A 14843-nucleotide genomic window follows, 5' to 3' on the forward strand; every position below is an offset into this window, starting at 1 on the left:
ACTATACCAAATTGGACTTGAGAAACATCCTTTGAGTCTGATTTATCTGCTGGCATTACTTAAGCATATATAAACACTAAGCACATAATTAGTACACTTTCTGAAGTCCTGATGTATCAAGTGACAGTCCATTTTAAACTTAAAACCTGAAGATCAACCTTAGTTGCTGAATAATAAGGGAATACCAAAAATTAAATTATCCAGTAATCATAGACTTGTAGGGACACAGCATTGCTCATGAGTGTCAACTTAAGCTTTAACCGTTGTCCCACAGCCGTTTGACCTCTCCCCTCAATCCCCTCCCCACTTCTCCCTAGCCCTCTCCTAAGAGGAGAGGGGAAAGGAAAAACTTTTGTTGCAGGTTCGGGGAGGTTTTGCGCCAGCAAAACCGGGGTGGGGTTCTTCTGGATTAATTGGTAATTGGGTAAATGTTGTTATACCGCCGTTACCAGGTTTTAACGTTAAGTTGACACCAATGAGCAATGCTGTGTCCCTACCGATTGGACATTTTTTTAATTGGAAGTCCCTAAACAGGCAGTAGGCGATCGCCTCCGGCGCGCGAACAGCGTGTGCTTTACACTCAGCCCTGCTGCCGGAGTGCAGATCGCTACAACAAACCCTACTTCATAAATAGTATATATGTTCTTCCGTACAGCGTCTCTATTTTAGAGTGTATACAATACTGGTTACTGATTATGGCAGCTTTAGCATTTTCAAACTAGGATTAAACTATTATCAAGAAAGTTTTTCATCAATTTAGGTCAAAGAATAAATCTCTGTAAGTCTTTGTACTTATCTAACTAATTAAATACTACACATTCATCTACATCAGGAGAAGAAAGTGACGCTCTTAAATGAGGCTCAGGAAAAGCAGCTAAAGGAAATAAGCACACATTTACGACAAGTAAGACAAGCAAAATCTCTTAGTATAGAAGACATAGCTGCTCAAACACTTATTCGACTAGTGTTTTTGCAAGCTTTAGAAGAATGGCGATTTGTAGAATTACCTGAACCTGTGTATATTCAAGGTTTTATCCGCCGTTACGCAGATGCGTTAGGACTTGATGGCAATGCGTTGGCAAATAGCTTGGTGATTAATTTTATCCCTATAGACTGCAATAATCATAGTTATAGTTTAGACCATAAACTCAATATCCAGATACCACTCATTATCGTCTACATTCTATTATTAGTAGCTGCCTCAGCCGGACTCTTTTATAGACTTAATCCAAAACTGACAGCCGAATTTCTACTAGTTCAGAGACAAAACCCGCTACCACAGGGCAAACAAAAAATATTACTATCACCGTTAAATTCATTAGCCGTACCATCCCCCAGTAGTACGGACATTTCAACAGTTAAAGTTACCTTAGAACTTCAAGGCAGATCACAGTTGCAAGTAAAAGCTGATGGCAAGACTGAATTTGAGGGAATCTTAACCAAGGGAGAACGCAAAAGCTGGACAGCAAAAAGACATTTGACCGTAAGCTCTGGTAATGCCGGTGCTGTATTGGTTTCTGTCAATCAGCAACAACTAAAACCTTTAGGGGGCGAGGGTGAGGTTAAGGTAGTTACATACACTCCAGAAATCATTAGTCGTTAGTCATTGAGGATCGGGATGAGTTTTTAGGCGATGTTGGGTTTATGCAGATGCCAAGTAGTAGATTGCTCGTAAGCATAAGCTACTTGAAACAGTTGGTCTTCTCGCAGCACTTTGCCAATTAGTTGCAATCCTATTGGTAGCCCTTTGTGATCAAAACCACAGGGTAGGCTTAAACCCGGTAAACCAGCAAGATTCACGGGAATAGTCATCAAGTCGGTTAAATACATACTCAAGGGATCAGTAGTTTTTTCCCCTGCTTGGAATGCTGTGGTGGGAGAAGTCGGACAAACTAAAATATCAACGAGTTCAAAAGCTTTTTCAAAATCTTCTTTAATCAGGGTGCGAACCTTTTGCGCTTTCAGATAGTAGGCGTCGTAATAGCCAGCAGAAAGAGCATAGGTGCCAATCATAATCCGGCGCTTGACTTCTGCACCAAAACCAGCAGCACGGGTACGATTGTACATTGACAGCAGATTGTCAGCATCAGGCGATCGCAAGCCGTACTTGACGCCATCGTAACGAGCTAGGTTGGCTGATGCTTCTGATGGGGCGATGATATAGTAGCTTGGGACGCCATAGCGGAACCGGGGACAGGAAACTATATGAATTTCTGCTCCCAAACTTTGTAGTTGGTCGATGGCTGCGGTAACAGCTTTTTCTACTTCAGAGTCTAACCCTTCACCAAAAGTTTCTTTAATTACACCGATTCTGAGTTTTTTTCTGGCTTTGAGGTCTGGTCTTAAGCTGGCAGAGTAGTCGGGAACTTGAACTTTCAAGCTAGTCGAGTCTTTGGGGTCGTGACCTGCGATCGCATTTAATAAGATCGTCGCATCTTCGACTGTGCGTGCAAATGGCCCAATTTGGTCTAAAGATGAAGCGTAAGCTACTAAACCGTAACGAGAAACCAATCCATAAGTCGGTTTCATCCCTACCACACCGCAAAAAGATGCAGGTTGGCGAATCGAACCACCAGTATCAGAACCGAGGGAGACAACACATTCATCTGCCGCCACAGCCGCTGCTGAACCCCCAGAAGAACCACCCGGAACCCGTGATAAATCCCAAGGATTAGCGGTGACTTGGTAGGCAGAGTTTTCTGTGGAACTGCCCATAGCAAACTCATCTAAATTGGTTTTGCCCACCATTACTGCCCCAGCAAGAGCTAGTTTTTGGGTTACTGTGGACTCATAAGGCGGGATAAAATTTTCTAAAATCCGTGAGCCGCAAGTGGTGCGAATACCCTTGGTACACATATTGTCTTTGATGCCAATGGGAATCCCTGCTAGAATGCCAATCTCTTCTCCAGCAGCGATTTTGGCATCCACAGCACGAGCCTGGTCTAACGCCTGTTGTGCCGTCACACTTAAGAAACTGTGCAATTTCGGCTCTAATGCTTGAATACGGTCTAAAGCTTCTTGGGTAATTTCAACGGCAGAACGTTCTTTTTTAATAAGCTGTTCGTGCAACTCGCGGATGGATGCCATGATTGCTCTCTTTGTGACTCAAGTCATTGATTTTAGTACATTTTGGCAATTTCTGCCCAGTTGCTTTAGCCCGCCTAAATAGTATTTTATTTTTCACAGATTTTATTTTGGGAGTTAAAAAAAATGGTTAAAATCATCATGCGTAGTTATGTAGGCAGAGAAAATGTCTATGACATTGGGGTGGAGCGCGACCATAATTTTGTCGCTAAAAATGGTTTGATAGCTGCTAATTGCTTCAATAAATCCCATTCCACGGCTTATGGATATGTAACTTATCAAACTGCATATTTAAAAGCTAATTACCCATTAGAATATATGGCGGCGCTGTTGACGGCTAACAGTGGCGACACTGACAAGGTAAGAAAATATCTTGACAACTGCGTGAGTATGGGGATTCCGATAGATCCGCCAGATATTAATCGCTCTGGTCTGGACTTTACGCCAGCCGCAGGTAAGATTGTGTTTGGATTTTCAGCAGTTCGGAACGTGGGTCAAAATGCGATCGCCTGTATTTTAGAAGCGAGAGAGGAGAAAGGGGAGTTTAAAGACCTCGGCGATTTTTGCGATCGCATCGATTTACGCGCCCTCAACCGCCGGACTGTAGAGTCACTGATTCATTGTGGCGCCTTTGACAGAATTCAACCCAACCGCAACCAATTAATTCACGACTTAGAATTAGTCTATGATTGGGCACAATCCCGCGCTAAAGATAGAGCCAGTGGTCAAGGAAATCTCTTTGATTTATTGGGTGGATTTGCTGCCACTAATAGTAAAAAAGCTAATAACGCCTTTGAGTCTGCTCCCAAAGCTCCAGATGTTAAGGATTTTCCCCCACAAGAAAAGTTGCGGTTAGAAAAAGAACTATTGGGTTTTTATGTATCTGACCATCCTCTAAAATCGATCCAGCAATCATCCTCGGTTCTGACTCCGATTAACTTGTCGCAACTTGGCGCACAAAAGAATGACACCATGCTGTGCGCGGTTGTCATGCTGAATAATGTTAAAAAAGTAGTCACCAAAAAAGGCGACCCGATGGCGATTTTGCAAATAGAAGATTTAACTACACAATCAGAAGCAGTCGTCTTTCCCAAAACCTATGAACGCATTAGTTCTCTACTTGAAGTTGATGCCAGATTGATTATTTGGGGCAAAGTAGACCGACGAGATGACCAAACTCAATTTATTGTTGAAGATGCCGAACAAGTAGAAACAGTCAAAATGGTGATGGTAGAACTAAATCCTCAACAAGCATCTGACGATCAAGAAAATCATCGCCTGAGAACTATTTTGCAAGAACAGTCGGGGGACAAAGAAAAAGCCAAAATCCCAGTGATTGGCGTTGTACAAGCCGGAGAGGATCGTTATCTTGTACGTTTTGGCAGGCAATTTTGGGTACAAGATTCCAGCACAGCTGCTCAGGCTCTACAAAATGCTAGATTTCCGGCTCATGTAAAACGATTAATTGGTGGATAAATTATTTATAGTATTTATGTACTATCTTGGTGCTAAAATGCCTTACAAGTCGGGTAGCCTTGCTAGAGGAAGCATGAAAAAAAACCAAGACAGCTACAACTCACCTATCTCGTTTCCAGTTTTGCGCTCGGTGCGATTACCTACAGCGCACAAAACCGCGCGATCGCATCGGACAACTGTAAAGATCGCGATTACACCACTACAACCCCAAGAAGAAAAAATCATCTGTGAGTGGGAACGTTTAGCAGCGCAGGCGCAACGCATCAACCAAATAGCTAGGGAGTTAGAAGCGGCAATATTGGAGTTGAGAGCAATGGCCAGCACTTTCAATAGTCAAAGACGTTACTCACTTCCTCTGGAGAAGACATACAAAAAGATTTGTCACTATTTTACAGTTAGCGTTCCTTGGGTGAAACAAAAGCCAGACAAGTCATTTATCCTGACGACGCGAAAAGTTGATTTATTTCGGGCAGAAAAAGAAGCAGCGCTGCTAGCACAGCAACTCCGTCAGCAAACTAAAAAATAAAGATTGACAGCACAGCAGCACAATCACAAGGCACTTACTTCTCTCTTCACTGATCAACAAATCTTAAAATTAGGAAAATTCAATCACAGCCCACCTTCTAGGCTGTAACAGTTATGCTGATTGAAGTGGCAGCAAGTATGACTATTACAGAATTACCTGATGCCAAACTGCCACTGCCCTAAAAGTTGCGCTTCTGTGAAAACTAGAGTGCATAATCAGGGCTGATCAATCAGCGCACAAAAGAGGTAAAGACAAGGTGTTCAAAACACTTTTGGTGATTACCATTGGTTTATTACCGTCCCTGATTTCGCTGTGGGTGCTCCGTCAAACCCATATGCGAGAACGTAGAAGGTTGCAGCAAGTATCTATAAACGTTTCTGGGAGGCGGTTACGGCAAAATATTAGATCGGTTGAAGGCGATCGCTACTATTTAGAAGGGGTAGGCTACTTGGTTGGTGACATCAGCTGCAAATTTAACGCCCGGTCTGGTTATGTACGTTGTGCTGTCAATCCCAGCGGCCCGTGTCACGATTGCCGTCACTATGAACCTAGGGAATTAGCAAGCAGCGAACAGCCAGCTTAAAAAATACCTAATTCAAAGATTAGCAGGTATCTAGCTGGCAAATTCAATAGATCAGTCCTAAAAACTTGATATTCACGAGTAAAAGCGATTTTTACTATATTTCTTCGGAGATATTTGGGTAAAAGGGTTTGGCAAATTTGGTGGTTTATTATTGATCTGGGCAGAGTTTTTAGGGTGATAAAATCAATGACAATTTATTTTTACAGCACTCGTGAACAATATGGCTGTTTTTCTAACTTTTCGCCCCACGGTTTTGAGTTAGATGGGTTGTATTGGCATACCAGCGAACATTATTTTCAAGCCCAAAAATTTGTTGGTACAACCCATGCAGAACAAATTCGCCTAGTCAAAACCCCGAAGGATGCTGCAAAAATGGGGCGAGAAAGAACTCGTCCCCTGCGTCAAGATTGGGAGCAAGTCAAAGATAACATCATGCGGTCAGCGGTTCTCCGCAAATTTACAACCCATGCAGATATCAAAGAAATTCTACTTGACACAGGCAATCAAGCAATCGTCGAAAACTCGCCTATCGATTTCTATTGGGGTTGTGGTTCTGATGGTAGTGGCAAAAATATGTTGGGAATTATTTTAATGGAAGTTCGAGAAATACTACGACATAGCTAATACATACAACACAAAAGTTAGCAATTTTACTGTAAAATAATAGTGTACTTGTGAAAGCTTGCCCTATCTGACGCCTAAAATAAGTATTCAGGCGCAGGCAATCTCAAGGACTAAAACTAATCTTCGTAAATTCCAACTTTTGGTAGCACCTGATCCTGCAAGAGTATTTGTCTAAAATCTACTTTGAAAGGCATACTCTCGTAGATTAGTTTTAGTGTCGCAATTTCTAATTAGGAGTAAGGATATTATGTCTCTATTACGAAAAGTAAAGAAATATTACAAATGGTTCTGGGATGAAGCCTTTGGAGGTGACTACGATGCTTGGGGTACAAGTACCTACTTTATGGAAATTGGTATTGATTTATATGCCAACAGACAATTAGAAGTTTACGAAAACGGCAACGTATTATCTTACGATGGCAGCCACCACGCGGATAATTTTGGCAGGCTATGCGATCAAAGATTAGGTGATGGGGATATCCAAGAATTTGAAATTTCCAAAGCGGAATTTGAACAAGTTTGGCAAACCAAAATCCCCATAAATAGAGCAATTATCTAGCTGAGGTAGGTAGAAAAATCAGCCTGCAAAATTTCTAATGCTCCGGTAATTTAGGCAGTTAATTTGGGCAAATTGCCTACCGGCTAAACACAAACTGTGCTTACTTTCTCCAAAATTTACACTTGAATATTTGATATTAGTCAAAAAAGCCATAACCTGGTTTATAGTATATGGGTTTACTTAAAACTATGTATTAAAACCCTTGGTTACTCCCGCGAATACAGCAGATTTTGGCTTTCGGATAGACTTTGCACAAGATACAGAAGATCCTGGCAGAATTTTTCGGGCTTTTTCCGGACTTATAGATTTTTGTCAAGTAACAGATAAAATTTTAATTAAATCCCTTGATTTAGATATCGAACCAGCTTTGTTATTAAGCGATATACAGCAAGGTTCGATTACTGTTTGGCTCAAAAATGTCTTGAATTATTCCCCGGATAAAAATTCAAAACATTTAGATTTAAAACGTATTATTGATTATTTAGTTCAAGTAAAGTCTCATATCTTCGTAGATTTTATAAAAGCAAGAAAAACAATCCAAAATAAAGAAGAAATTTTAGATTTACAAAATACATTCATAGCTTTAGCAAAAAATGCCAACACGAATGAGCTTTATATTTATACACCTCCAAGTGATAAAGATTTATTGTACAGTATAGATAAGTTGCAATTACCTTTATCTGAACTTCAGGCAGCGGATAAACTATATTACTTAACTCCAAAATCAAATTTTTTGATTAATCAAGATTTTAGTATTTCTCAAGAAGCTAGAGATAATCTATTAGTTGAAAAAACAATAGAATCTGAATCAGAAATGATTTTAAAAGTTAAGAAACCAGATTATCTTGGTGAATCTAAATGGGAATTTAAAGATAACAGAAGAAAAGTTGAAGCAAAAATTAGTGATTTGGACTGGTTAAACCGATTTAAACAAAGGGAAGTTGCTATTTATCCGGGTGATGCTGTCAAAGCTAAAGTCAAAACTGTATCAAAATATGATTCTCAAGGTGAGTTAATATCTATTAATTATACTATTGAAAAAGTAATTGAAGTTATACCTGAACCTCCTAAAAACCAACTTTCAATATTTCCCGAAAAAGATTTGGATAATAATAAATAATGGTTGAATTTAGTTTAAACTAATGTAACGGTACTCAATATCGATGTATATAAATTATATTTTAATATTCTTCCATTCTTTAGCATTCTCTTTAGCAAATATTTTTAAATGCCTTAAATTCTTGGTAGCGATAAAAACACCACGGCCGGGAAATTCCTCACTGAGAAGACTCCACTGCGCTGTAATAATCATATCAGCATCAATGTTTTTATCATCTGCTGTTTTGATGTGATTTTGGCGTGTATCAGCCCAAAGTTCAGCAGCTTTTTTAAGTACATCTGTAGTCACTGGTAGAAAGTATATCCTCTCTCTTAAACTATCAAGTTTTGGTAGTCCCTCGCTTTTTATACGAATAAATTCTCTTCTCACTTCATAATCAGAAATTTCTGAAGTAACTACTAAAACCCCTTTTGCAAGTAGGGTGTCAAACCATTTTGTACATTGAGATATTTCATCATCTTGTAGTTGAGATGCATCCTGAATAGGACTAGCGAGTAAGTCAAGTACTCCAGAGTCTAAAATAACAATCACGTTATAAATTCTTTCCGTTGCGTTTATTTTCTATTTCTTCAAGTCTGGACTTAGCCCAAGCTCTAGCAGGTTTATTTTTTTCTATTTGCTCCTCTGGGCTACGTCCTAAATATTTTGATGGTATTGGTAGTAACTTTGGTAACTCTATATTTTTGGCACGTTTTAATATAGATTGTGCCGTTTGCTGTAATTGAGATGTAGATTTTCCTTGCCTGATATCTACTGCTCTCTTGACAGCTTTTGGTATTAACAAAAAAGCATCTTTGTATTTTCTATACAAGTTTTGTTTTTGTTGAATAGATGGTAAAAATAACTTGGCTCTAATTAATAAGCTTTTCCATCCTTGAAATTTTTCATAAGATAAACAAAAATCCTTTGCTAAATTAATAAAAGATTGTTTGCTTTCTTCTGAAAAAATATCCCAGCAAAATTCTATACCTTCCGAGAGTTTTTGCAACTTCTCAGCGAAAGTATTTATATCAACTGGTAGATCATTTTTTAATTCAATGGGTGTATTAACTGCTTCAATGTATTTTCTGGTTCCGGCAATCATTTCTTGTAACGTGTCATCAACACTTTGACCCTTGAGGGCTGCTACTTCTCTAAAAAACTCTGATACCTCATCTTCTAATGAGTTAGAGCTATGATAGCTGTCAAAAATTCGCTGTATGCTAGTAACATCATCGGTAGCCAAGCGAATTTGTTTGGTTTGAAGATCTTGATGAATTCCGTTAAGCATTTACTGCGCCTCCCCTACAGAAGCTTTCATTATAATTGTATATCTCTTTTGTACTAAATTTTGTAACCTTCATGATGCCAATAGAGTTAGGTCTATTGTAAAGTCCCCTCCTGAGAAAAACTCCGAGGGGAAAACAATTAACGAAATTAGTATTATTTATTTCGAGGTGTGCTAGTTAAGCCTGTTGGATTGCCAAAATTTCAGACCAGCGCTAGTTTTGGCAACACAACCCAAAAACTTATTTTGGCTTTTGACCAGTAACAATACTCCAATAGCCAAAAGTTGCTTTAACTTGAATATCAACAAAACCAACCTCTGCCAGCATAGTAGATAATTCTAAACCAGAATATTGCTGCCCTCCAGCACACCAAAGGAGCATCATCAGGTTATATGCTGCTGTCGAAAGTGGTTCTGTCCGCTCATTATTAAACAGCCATTCATGAATAATCAAGCGACCACCAGGCTCTAAACTGTCAAAGCTTTTTTTTGTTAGAAAGCGGCATTGCTCTGGTGTCCAATCATGGTATATCAGGGAATAAAAATGTAAATCAACTGAAGGGAAGGGGTCGTTCCACATATTGCCAACATGAGTACTAATACGACCTTGCAATCCATGTTTATTAATAAATTCTTGTGCTATTTGGCAGATAGGTGCTAAGTCAAAAACAATAGCTTTTAAACTGGGACACTTTAAAGTTGCACCAATACAATGAGCACCAGAACCACCAGCAACGTCCAGCATCTCTCTATAGCCAGAAAGGTTTATAGTTTCAGGCCAAGCAAGGGAAGCGGAAATACTAGCAGAATGCATTGCGCGTGTAAAAGTCCGTGCTATTTCATCTTTTTGTTCATGAACTTCAAAGACATCTTCGCCATTATAAACCTGTGTTGCGTCTGTCAAAATTGACTTTTTTATTCCCGCATAAGAGTATGAATCTGCATTAGCAATCATCAAATTGAAATACCCACAAAAAGAGGTGGGGCTGGTTTCCAGCAAGTACTCGCGAGCTACAGTGGTGAGAGCATAATAGTTTTCTTTAAATTGAACCAAGCCCAAGGACGTACATATAGATAAAACTGCACTAATTGCCCGAATTTGCAGGTTGAGGCTTTGACAAATATCCTCTATAGTCCGGGGATTCTCAGCTAGAAGCGGAAACAGTTTTAGCTCATGAGCAACTAGGATTGTTGGATAAGCATGTAAACCAATGATTACATCCCAAACTTGTTTGCCATCTGTTTGTGGTTGCTGAATAACGTCAAATAGAGATTTATTGATTTGTTGAGTCATTTTATTTCTCTCAATTTTGTTTAGAGGTAATTGAGCAAGTAAATATTAAGAGGCAATGCGATGAAATATAAATCAAATCATCCACCAGGTTTTGCTGGTAAAATCAATGATTCAACAACATGCCTTTAAATTAACTTAATCAACCAGAAGTTAAGCGAAACTAAGCACGAACACCTTCAATCACACTCACCAAAGCTTGTGTGCCAAAAATCTGTGTTAGCTTAAAACCAGCTTGGGCGAATAGGTTTTGATATTCATCGGCAGTACGTTCTTTTCCCGAATATCCAACTAGCATTTCGATATCAAGAAATTTGCCATAAAAAGGCGTATTTCCAGAAGGAATCACCATCTCAACGACTAGCAGCTTGCTATCCCCAGACATAGCTTCATAGCAATTTTTTAGAATTTTAACCGATCTTTCATCATCCCAATCATGAATAATATGCTTGAGGATGTAAGCGTCTCCTCCTTTGGAGACTGAAGCGAAGAAATCACCTGCAACCAGTTCGCATCTACTGTAGACACCTTTATCTTCCAAGAGTGCAGCAGCTTGATCAATCACTGATTTTTGGTCGAAAAGTACCCCTAGCATTTCTGGGTTTGCCTGGAGTATTCCACTGAGTAAACTGCCATGTCCACCACCAATATCAACAAGTTTTTGAATTGATGAAAAATCATAGCTAGCCAGGATTTGGGAATTAACAATTTGGGTAAGACCACCTAAAGCTTCCTGGAAAATCTGACCTGCTGCCGGCTTCTGCTTATAGTACTCAAACGGTCCCATACCAAAGACGTGGTCAAATGCAGGTTTACCCGTTTGTACGCTGTGCAGTAAGTGTCCCCAGGGTTGCCAATGATGCTCTCCACCTACCATAATCGCCCAAGCACGCATCGAACCAGGAACATCGCTGCGTAGCGATTCACCTAAAGCTGTTAGCTCGAATAAATCATGTTCAACTTCTTGAAAAACTCCAATACTGGCAAGGGCCCGGAGAAGTCGGTAGAGAGCAGAAGCATCGGTTGCGGTGTCATCAGCTAATTCTTGACTTCGCTTTGGCCCATCTTTGAGTAAATCGGCTATTCCCAGCTTGGCAGCAACATGAATTGTTTGCGTTACTCGATAGCTAGTGATTAAATTCAGCATATCCAAAGAAGCCAGCTTGACAGGAAGAGATGTTGGTCTATCTTCTGAGGCAACCATAGCAATGTAAGTAGTAAAGGACTTTTCTGGATGTGTACGGATATTGGTGATTATCTCAGCCGTTCTTTTAAATGGTTTCCAACACGCAGTGCATTTGCAATGATAGTTAGTGCCGGATTAACTGCCGCGCTGGAGACAAAAAAACTGCCGTCAACCACATAAAGATTATCTAGCTCATGTGCTTTGCAGTTAATATCCAGCGATGAATTTTGGGGATCTTCCCCAAAACGGATTGTGCCGCATTGATGGTTGATACCAGCAATAGAAACATTGTTACCAACATACAATGAAGAAGGCAGTAAATAATCTGCACAACCAAGTTGGCTTAACATCTCCTCGAACTTGTTAATTAGATGTTTATGTGCAGATAAATTGTTGCTAGTATATCTCAGAGTTATCTCACCTTTGCTATTTAAAGTTACCCGATTATCTGGGTCTGGTAAATCTTCTGAGATCAGGCAGAAATCAATGCCATTTTTGGCAATCGTATCTTTAGTAATTTCTGGCGCTGAAGGTAATAATTCAGCGGCAAGCAACTCTGGAGTTGACTTACCAAGCAACTGAATATTTCCCATCGGGTATTTCCAATCTTCAGTTCCAAAGTAAAAGTCATTTAACCCAAAGGTTTTTTGAAACACTGTGGGATTGGGTTCTAGAGAAATGGCAATAAAAGAAGAATTTGTGTGCCGCATATAGTGCCGACCGACGACACCCGAACCGTTAGCTAAACCGTGAGGATGTTTATCGTTTAGCGATCGCAACAACAATGCAGCTGAGTTGATAGCACCACAAGCAACCACTATAATATCAGCTGAGTATTCCTCCAAAATGCCGTTGCGTTCAACACAAATTTTGCTCACTTCGCGACCAGAAGCACTGGTTTCTAACCGCTGTACCCGTGCATGAGTAATAAGTTTAACATTAGGATTCTTAAGTGCTGGTCGTATGCAAACAGTATGAGCATCAGCTTTAGCTTCTAATAAACAGGGAAATCCACCACATGTATTGCAGCGAATACAATTGCTGTTTTGTAAATCTGCTTCGTCAAGCATTATTCCCAATGGTAAAGGGAATGGTTGATAGCCTAGCTGGCAAAAATCATCAAAAAGTTGCTGAATACGAGGTTCGTGATTCACCATCGGGTAACGATAAGGTGCAGTTGCAGGTGGTTCTGTAGGATCAATACCACGCTGCCCATGTACGTGATAGAGATACTCGGCTTCGGTATAGTAAGGTTCAAAGTCTGCATAACTAAGCGGCCAAGCTGGGGAAATACCGTCGTAATGTATATTTTTTCCAAAATCTGCGGTACGAAAGCGCATTAAGGTTGAACCGTAAAACTTAGTGTTGCCACCAACGCAATAGTTAGTAGGTGAACGATGGGACTTCCCTGTCTCGTCATACCAAGTTTCTTGAGACTTGTATTTCTTTTCAAGAAAAACAGCATGGGTATCCCAATTATCTTTTTCTCGTGGTAAGTATCCACCTTGCTCTAGCAGTAGTATACGCTTACCCAAAGGAGCCAATGTATAAGCAAGTGTCCCACCGCCAGCACCTGTACCAATGATAATTACGTCAAAATGATTTACTTGTGGCATGAGGTTTTATGGTGCAAAGTTGCAGTAAATTTGTCAATTAAATTCGCTGAGAGATAAGTATGTAAGTTAAATCTGTGAGTAGTTACCAGACATTTTGTAGAGCTTACGCCTCAGACCTAAGCCAATATGTTTTACTTAGGCTTAACTGGCAATAAGGGATTTAGAAAAACTCATTTTGTAAGTTAAATTGTGCAATATTTCCACGACTTTAATCCCCTTCTCAATTGGGTAAGGATTCTCGGCTTCCCCTTGTTGAAAATATCTTAATACTTTCTGAAAATGGAGGATCATCGTGTCATCGCAAAGAGGAGCGATTATTTTTTCTATTTTATTATTTTTGGCCACATAAATTGCCCCATAACAGCGATTGAAAAAGTGTATTGGCTCTAAAAAACCCACAATACAATATTGATCATTGTGAGAGTCAACACCATATAAAGCGAGAAGTCTGTATTTACTATCTTGGTCTTCATACTGAATATCCTTTATCGAAAATAAAGGATAGCTGTATTTTATTTTGCCCATCATCGAAGTATATAGTTCTATTTCTACTCCAGAAGGTGTTTTATACTGAATATAAGCGCTGCCTTGATTATCTAAACACTGCTGAGAAGATCTGAATATAAAATCGCTAAAAGTGGTTTGTAAAATGTTATGGGGGATAAATTCTTCAAGCAGTTCAGAGATCAGCGTTACCATATGAGAACCTTCATAGCCTAGTGCTCCTAGTTCGTTGTCGATGAATCGACCTCTAGTAAAATCTAACTCTCGATTTTTGGTAAATTCTACAACTATTTTTTGGGGATGAATTTGCAAATCTTTAAAGGCAATTTTTTCCACCATATCTTTGATGGTTGAAGATGCATAATTCTCATTTACCGTGATTTTCCCCGGAAAATTTGCCAAAATTTTGATTAATCTGGGAATTTGCGAAAATAAGCAGATAGGCTTTTCTACGAGAATATTTGCTTGTGGTGCGAATTTTATGATGTTTTGAATGATTTTAAAGTGTTGATCAGTGCTAACACAAACATCCCAAAAAGTCGGGTTAAATTTTGCGGCTTCTAAGCAGGAATTAAAAACTGTAAATCCGTTGTTTTTTGCCTGCAATGCTTTTTGCTCATTGGTTTCAACAATTGCAACAGTTTTCACACCGCACTCTTGCATCTTTCTTTCGTGTATTTGAGCAACGCTTCCATATCCTACTCTGACACATGTAATTTCTGGCATACTTGATGATCTGATTCTTACAAAGGTTCACAAAATTGAACAAATAATGCTCTGAAAAGTAGTAGTCAAGACAATAAGTGGGCATTCACAATATAGAATTCCCCTAAATCACACGGGTATCTGCACTTTTGTCATCGCGCAACAAAAGTACTATATTTTACGTTGGTAATCTTTGCATTGGAACACAGCACAACAACACATTCCGATGCAATTTCAGAGCAAAGAACTGAAAAACCTGATTAGTAGTGGCTATGATCTAAGTACTTAAGATACTTAACCTT

General features: G+C 39.5%; 14 protein-coding genes. 7 read left to right on the top strand and 7 right to left on the bottom strand.

Annotated elements, in window-relative coordinates; genetic code table 11:
* Positions 1 to 841: 841 nt before the first annotated feature.
* On the top strand, positions 842 to 1603 hold the full coding sequence (locus CYLST_RS05580; RefSeq protein WP_015206734.1) for a helix-turn-helix domain-containing protein: 762 nt from the start codon (positions 842 to 844) through the stop codon (positions 1601 to 1603).
* A 23-nt stretch (positions 1604 to 1626) separates the two neighbouring features.
* Here the strand turns inward: CYLST_RS05580 and gatA are convergent, their stop codons facing one another.
* Positions 1627 to 3087, bottom strand: coding sequence for an Asp-tRNA(Asn)/Glu-tRNA(Gln) amidotransferase subunit GatA (gene gatA, locus CYLST_RS05585; RefSeq protein ID WP_015206735.1), 1461 nt, complete (start codon positions 3085 to 3087; stop codon positions 1627 to 1629).
* 123 nt (positions 3088 to 3210) lie between these two features.
* Here gatA and CYLST_RS05590 point away from each other — a divergent pair, with 123 nt between their 5' ends.
* The 6 genes from CYLST_RS05590 (at position 3211) to CYLST_RS05615 (ending at position 7972) form a co-directional block, all read left to right on the top strand.
* The gene (locus CYLST_RS05590) at positions 3211 to 4560 is read left to right on the top strand and encodes a trans-splicing intein-formed DNA polymerase III subunit alpha C-terminal partner DnaE-C (RefSeq protein WP_015206736.1); all 1350 of its coding nucleotides are present in this window, start codon (positions 3211 to 3213) and stop codon (positions 4558 to 4560) included.
* A 73-nt stretch (positions 4561 to 4633) separates the two neighbouring features.
* Entirely contained in the window at positions 4634 to 5086 is a 453-nt protein-coding gene (locus tag CYLST_RS05595) for a hypothetical protein (protein WP_157162533.1), read from the top strand.
* 256 nt (positions 5087 to 5342) lie between these two features.
* Complete coding sequence (locus CYLST_RS05600) at positions 5343 to 5669, top strand: DUF6464 family protein (protein WP_015206738.1); 327 nt, start codon at positions 5343 to 5345, stop codon at positions 5667 to 5669.
* 186 nt (positions 5670 to 5855) lie between these two features.
* A complete protein-coding gene (locus tag CYLST_RS05605; RefSeq protein WP_041232974.1) occupies positions 5856 to 6293 on the top strand; it encodes a riboflavin biosynthesis intermediates N-glycosidase in 438 nt (145 codons plus the stop codon).
* Between the two features lie 247 nt (positions 6294 to 6540).
* Positions 6541 to 6852 carry a hypothetical protein gene (locus tag CYLST_RS05610; protein WP_015206740.1) on the top strand — a complete coding sequence of 104 codons (312 nt, stop codon included), beginning with the start codon at positions 6541 to 6543 and terminating at the stop codon, positions 6850 to 6852.
* Positions 6853 to 7054: 202 nt separating this feature from the next.
* A complete protein-coding gene (locus CYLST_RS05615) occupies positions 7055 to 7972 on the top strand; it encodes an LAPAL motif-containing putative phage structural protein (RefSeq protein WP_015206741.1) in 918 nt (305 codons plus the stop codon).
* A gap of 54 nt (positions 7973 to 8026) precedes the next feature.
* On the opposite strand, the gene CYLST_RS05620 is transcribed toward CYLST_RS05615, so the two are convergent.
* The 6 genes from CYLST_RS05620 to CYLST_RS05645 form a co-directional block, all read right to left on the bottom strand.
* Positions 8027 to 8503, bottom strand: a complete 477-nt coding sequence (locus CYLST_RS05620; protein WP_015206742.1) for a PIN domain-containing protein — start codon at positions 8501 to 8503, stop codon at positions 8027 to 8029.
* 1 nt (position 8504) lies between these two features.
* Positions 8505 to 9242 carry a hypothetical protein gene (locus CYLST_RS05625; RefSeq protein WP_015206743.1) on the bottom strand — a complete coding sequence of 246 codons (738 nt, stop codon included), beginning with the start codon at positions 9240 to 9242 and terminating at the stop codon, positions 8505 to 8507.
* A gap of 238 nt (positions 9243 to 9480) precedes the next feature.
* Complete coding sequence (locus CYLST_RS05630; RefSeq protein WP_015206744.1) at positions 9481 to 10533, bottom strand: methyltransferase; 1053 nt, start codon at positions 10531 to 10533, stop codon at positions 9481 to 9483.
* Between the two features lie 160 nt (positions 10534 to 10693).
* Positions 10694 to 11734: a methyltransferase gene (locus CYLST_RS05635; protein ID WP_015206745.1), complete on the bottom strand. Its 1041-nt coding sequence runs from the start codon at positions 11732 to 11734 to the stop codon at positions 10694 to 10696.
* Between the two features lie 50 nt (positions 11735 to 11784).
* Positions 11785 to 13332 (bottom strand): GMC oxidoreductase, encoded by a 1548-nt coding sequence (locus CYLST_RS05640; protein ID WP_015206746.1) that lies wholly within the window; start codon positions 13330 to 13332, stop codon positions 11785 to 11787.
* 141 nt (positions 13333 to 13473) lie between these two features.
* Complete coding sequence (locus CYLST_RS05645) at positions 13474 to 14562, bottom strand: Gfo/Idh/MocA family oxidoreductase (protein WP_015206747.1); 1089 nt, start codon at positions 14560 to 14562, stop codon at positions 13474 to 13476.
* Positions 14563 to 14843: the final 281 nt, after the last annotated feature.

Origin of the sequence: Cylindrospermum stagnale PCC 7417 (assembly GCF_000317535.1) — a bacterium.
GTDB classification, from domain to species: domain Bacteria; phylum Cyanobacteriota; class Cyanobacteriia; order Cyanobacteriales; family Nostocaceae; genus Cylindrospermum; species Cylindrospermum stagnale.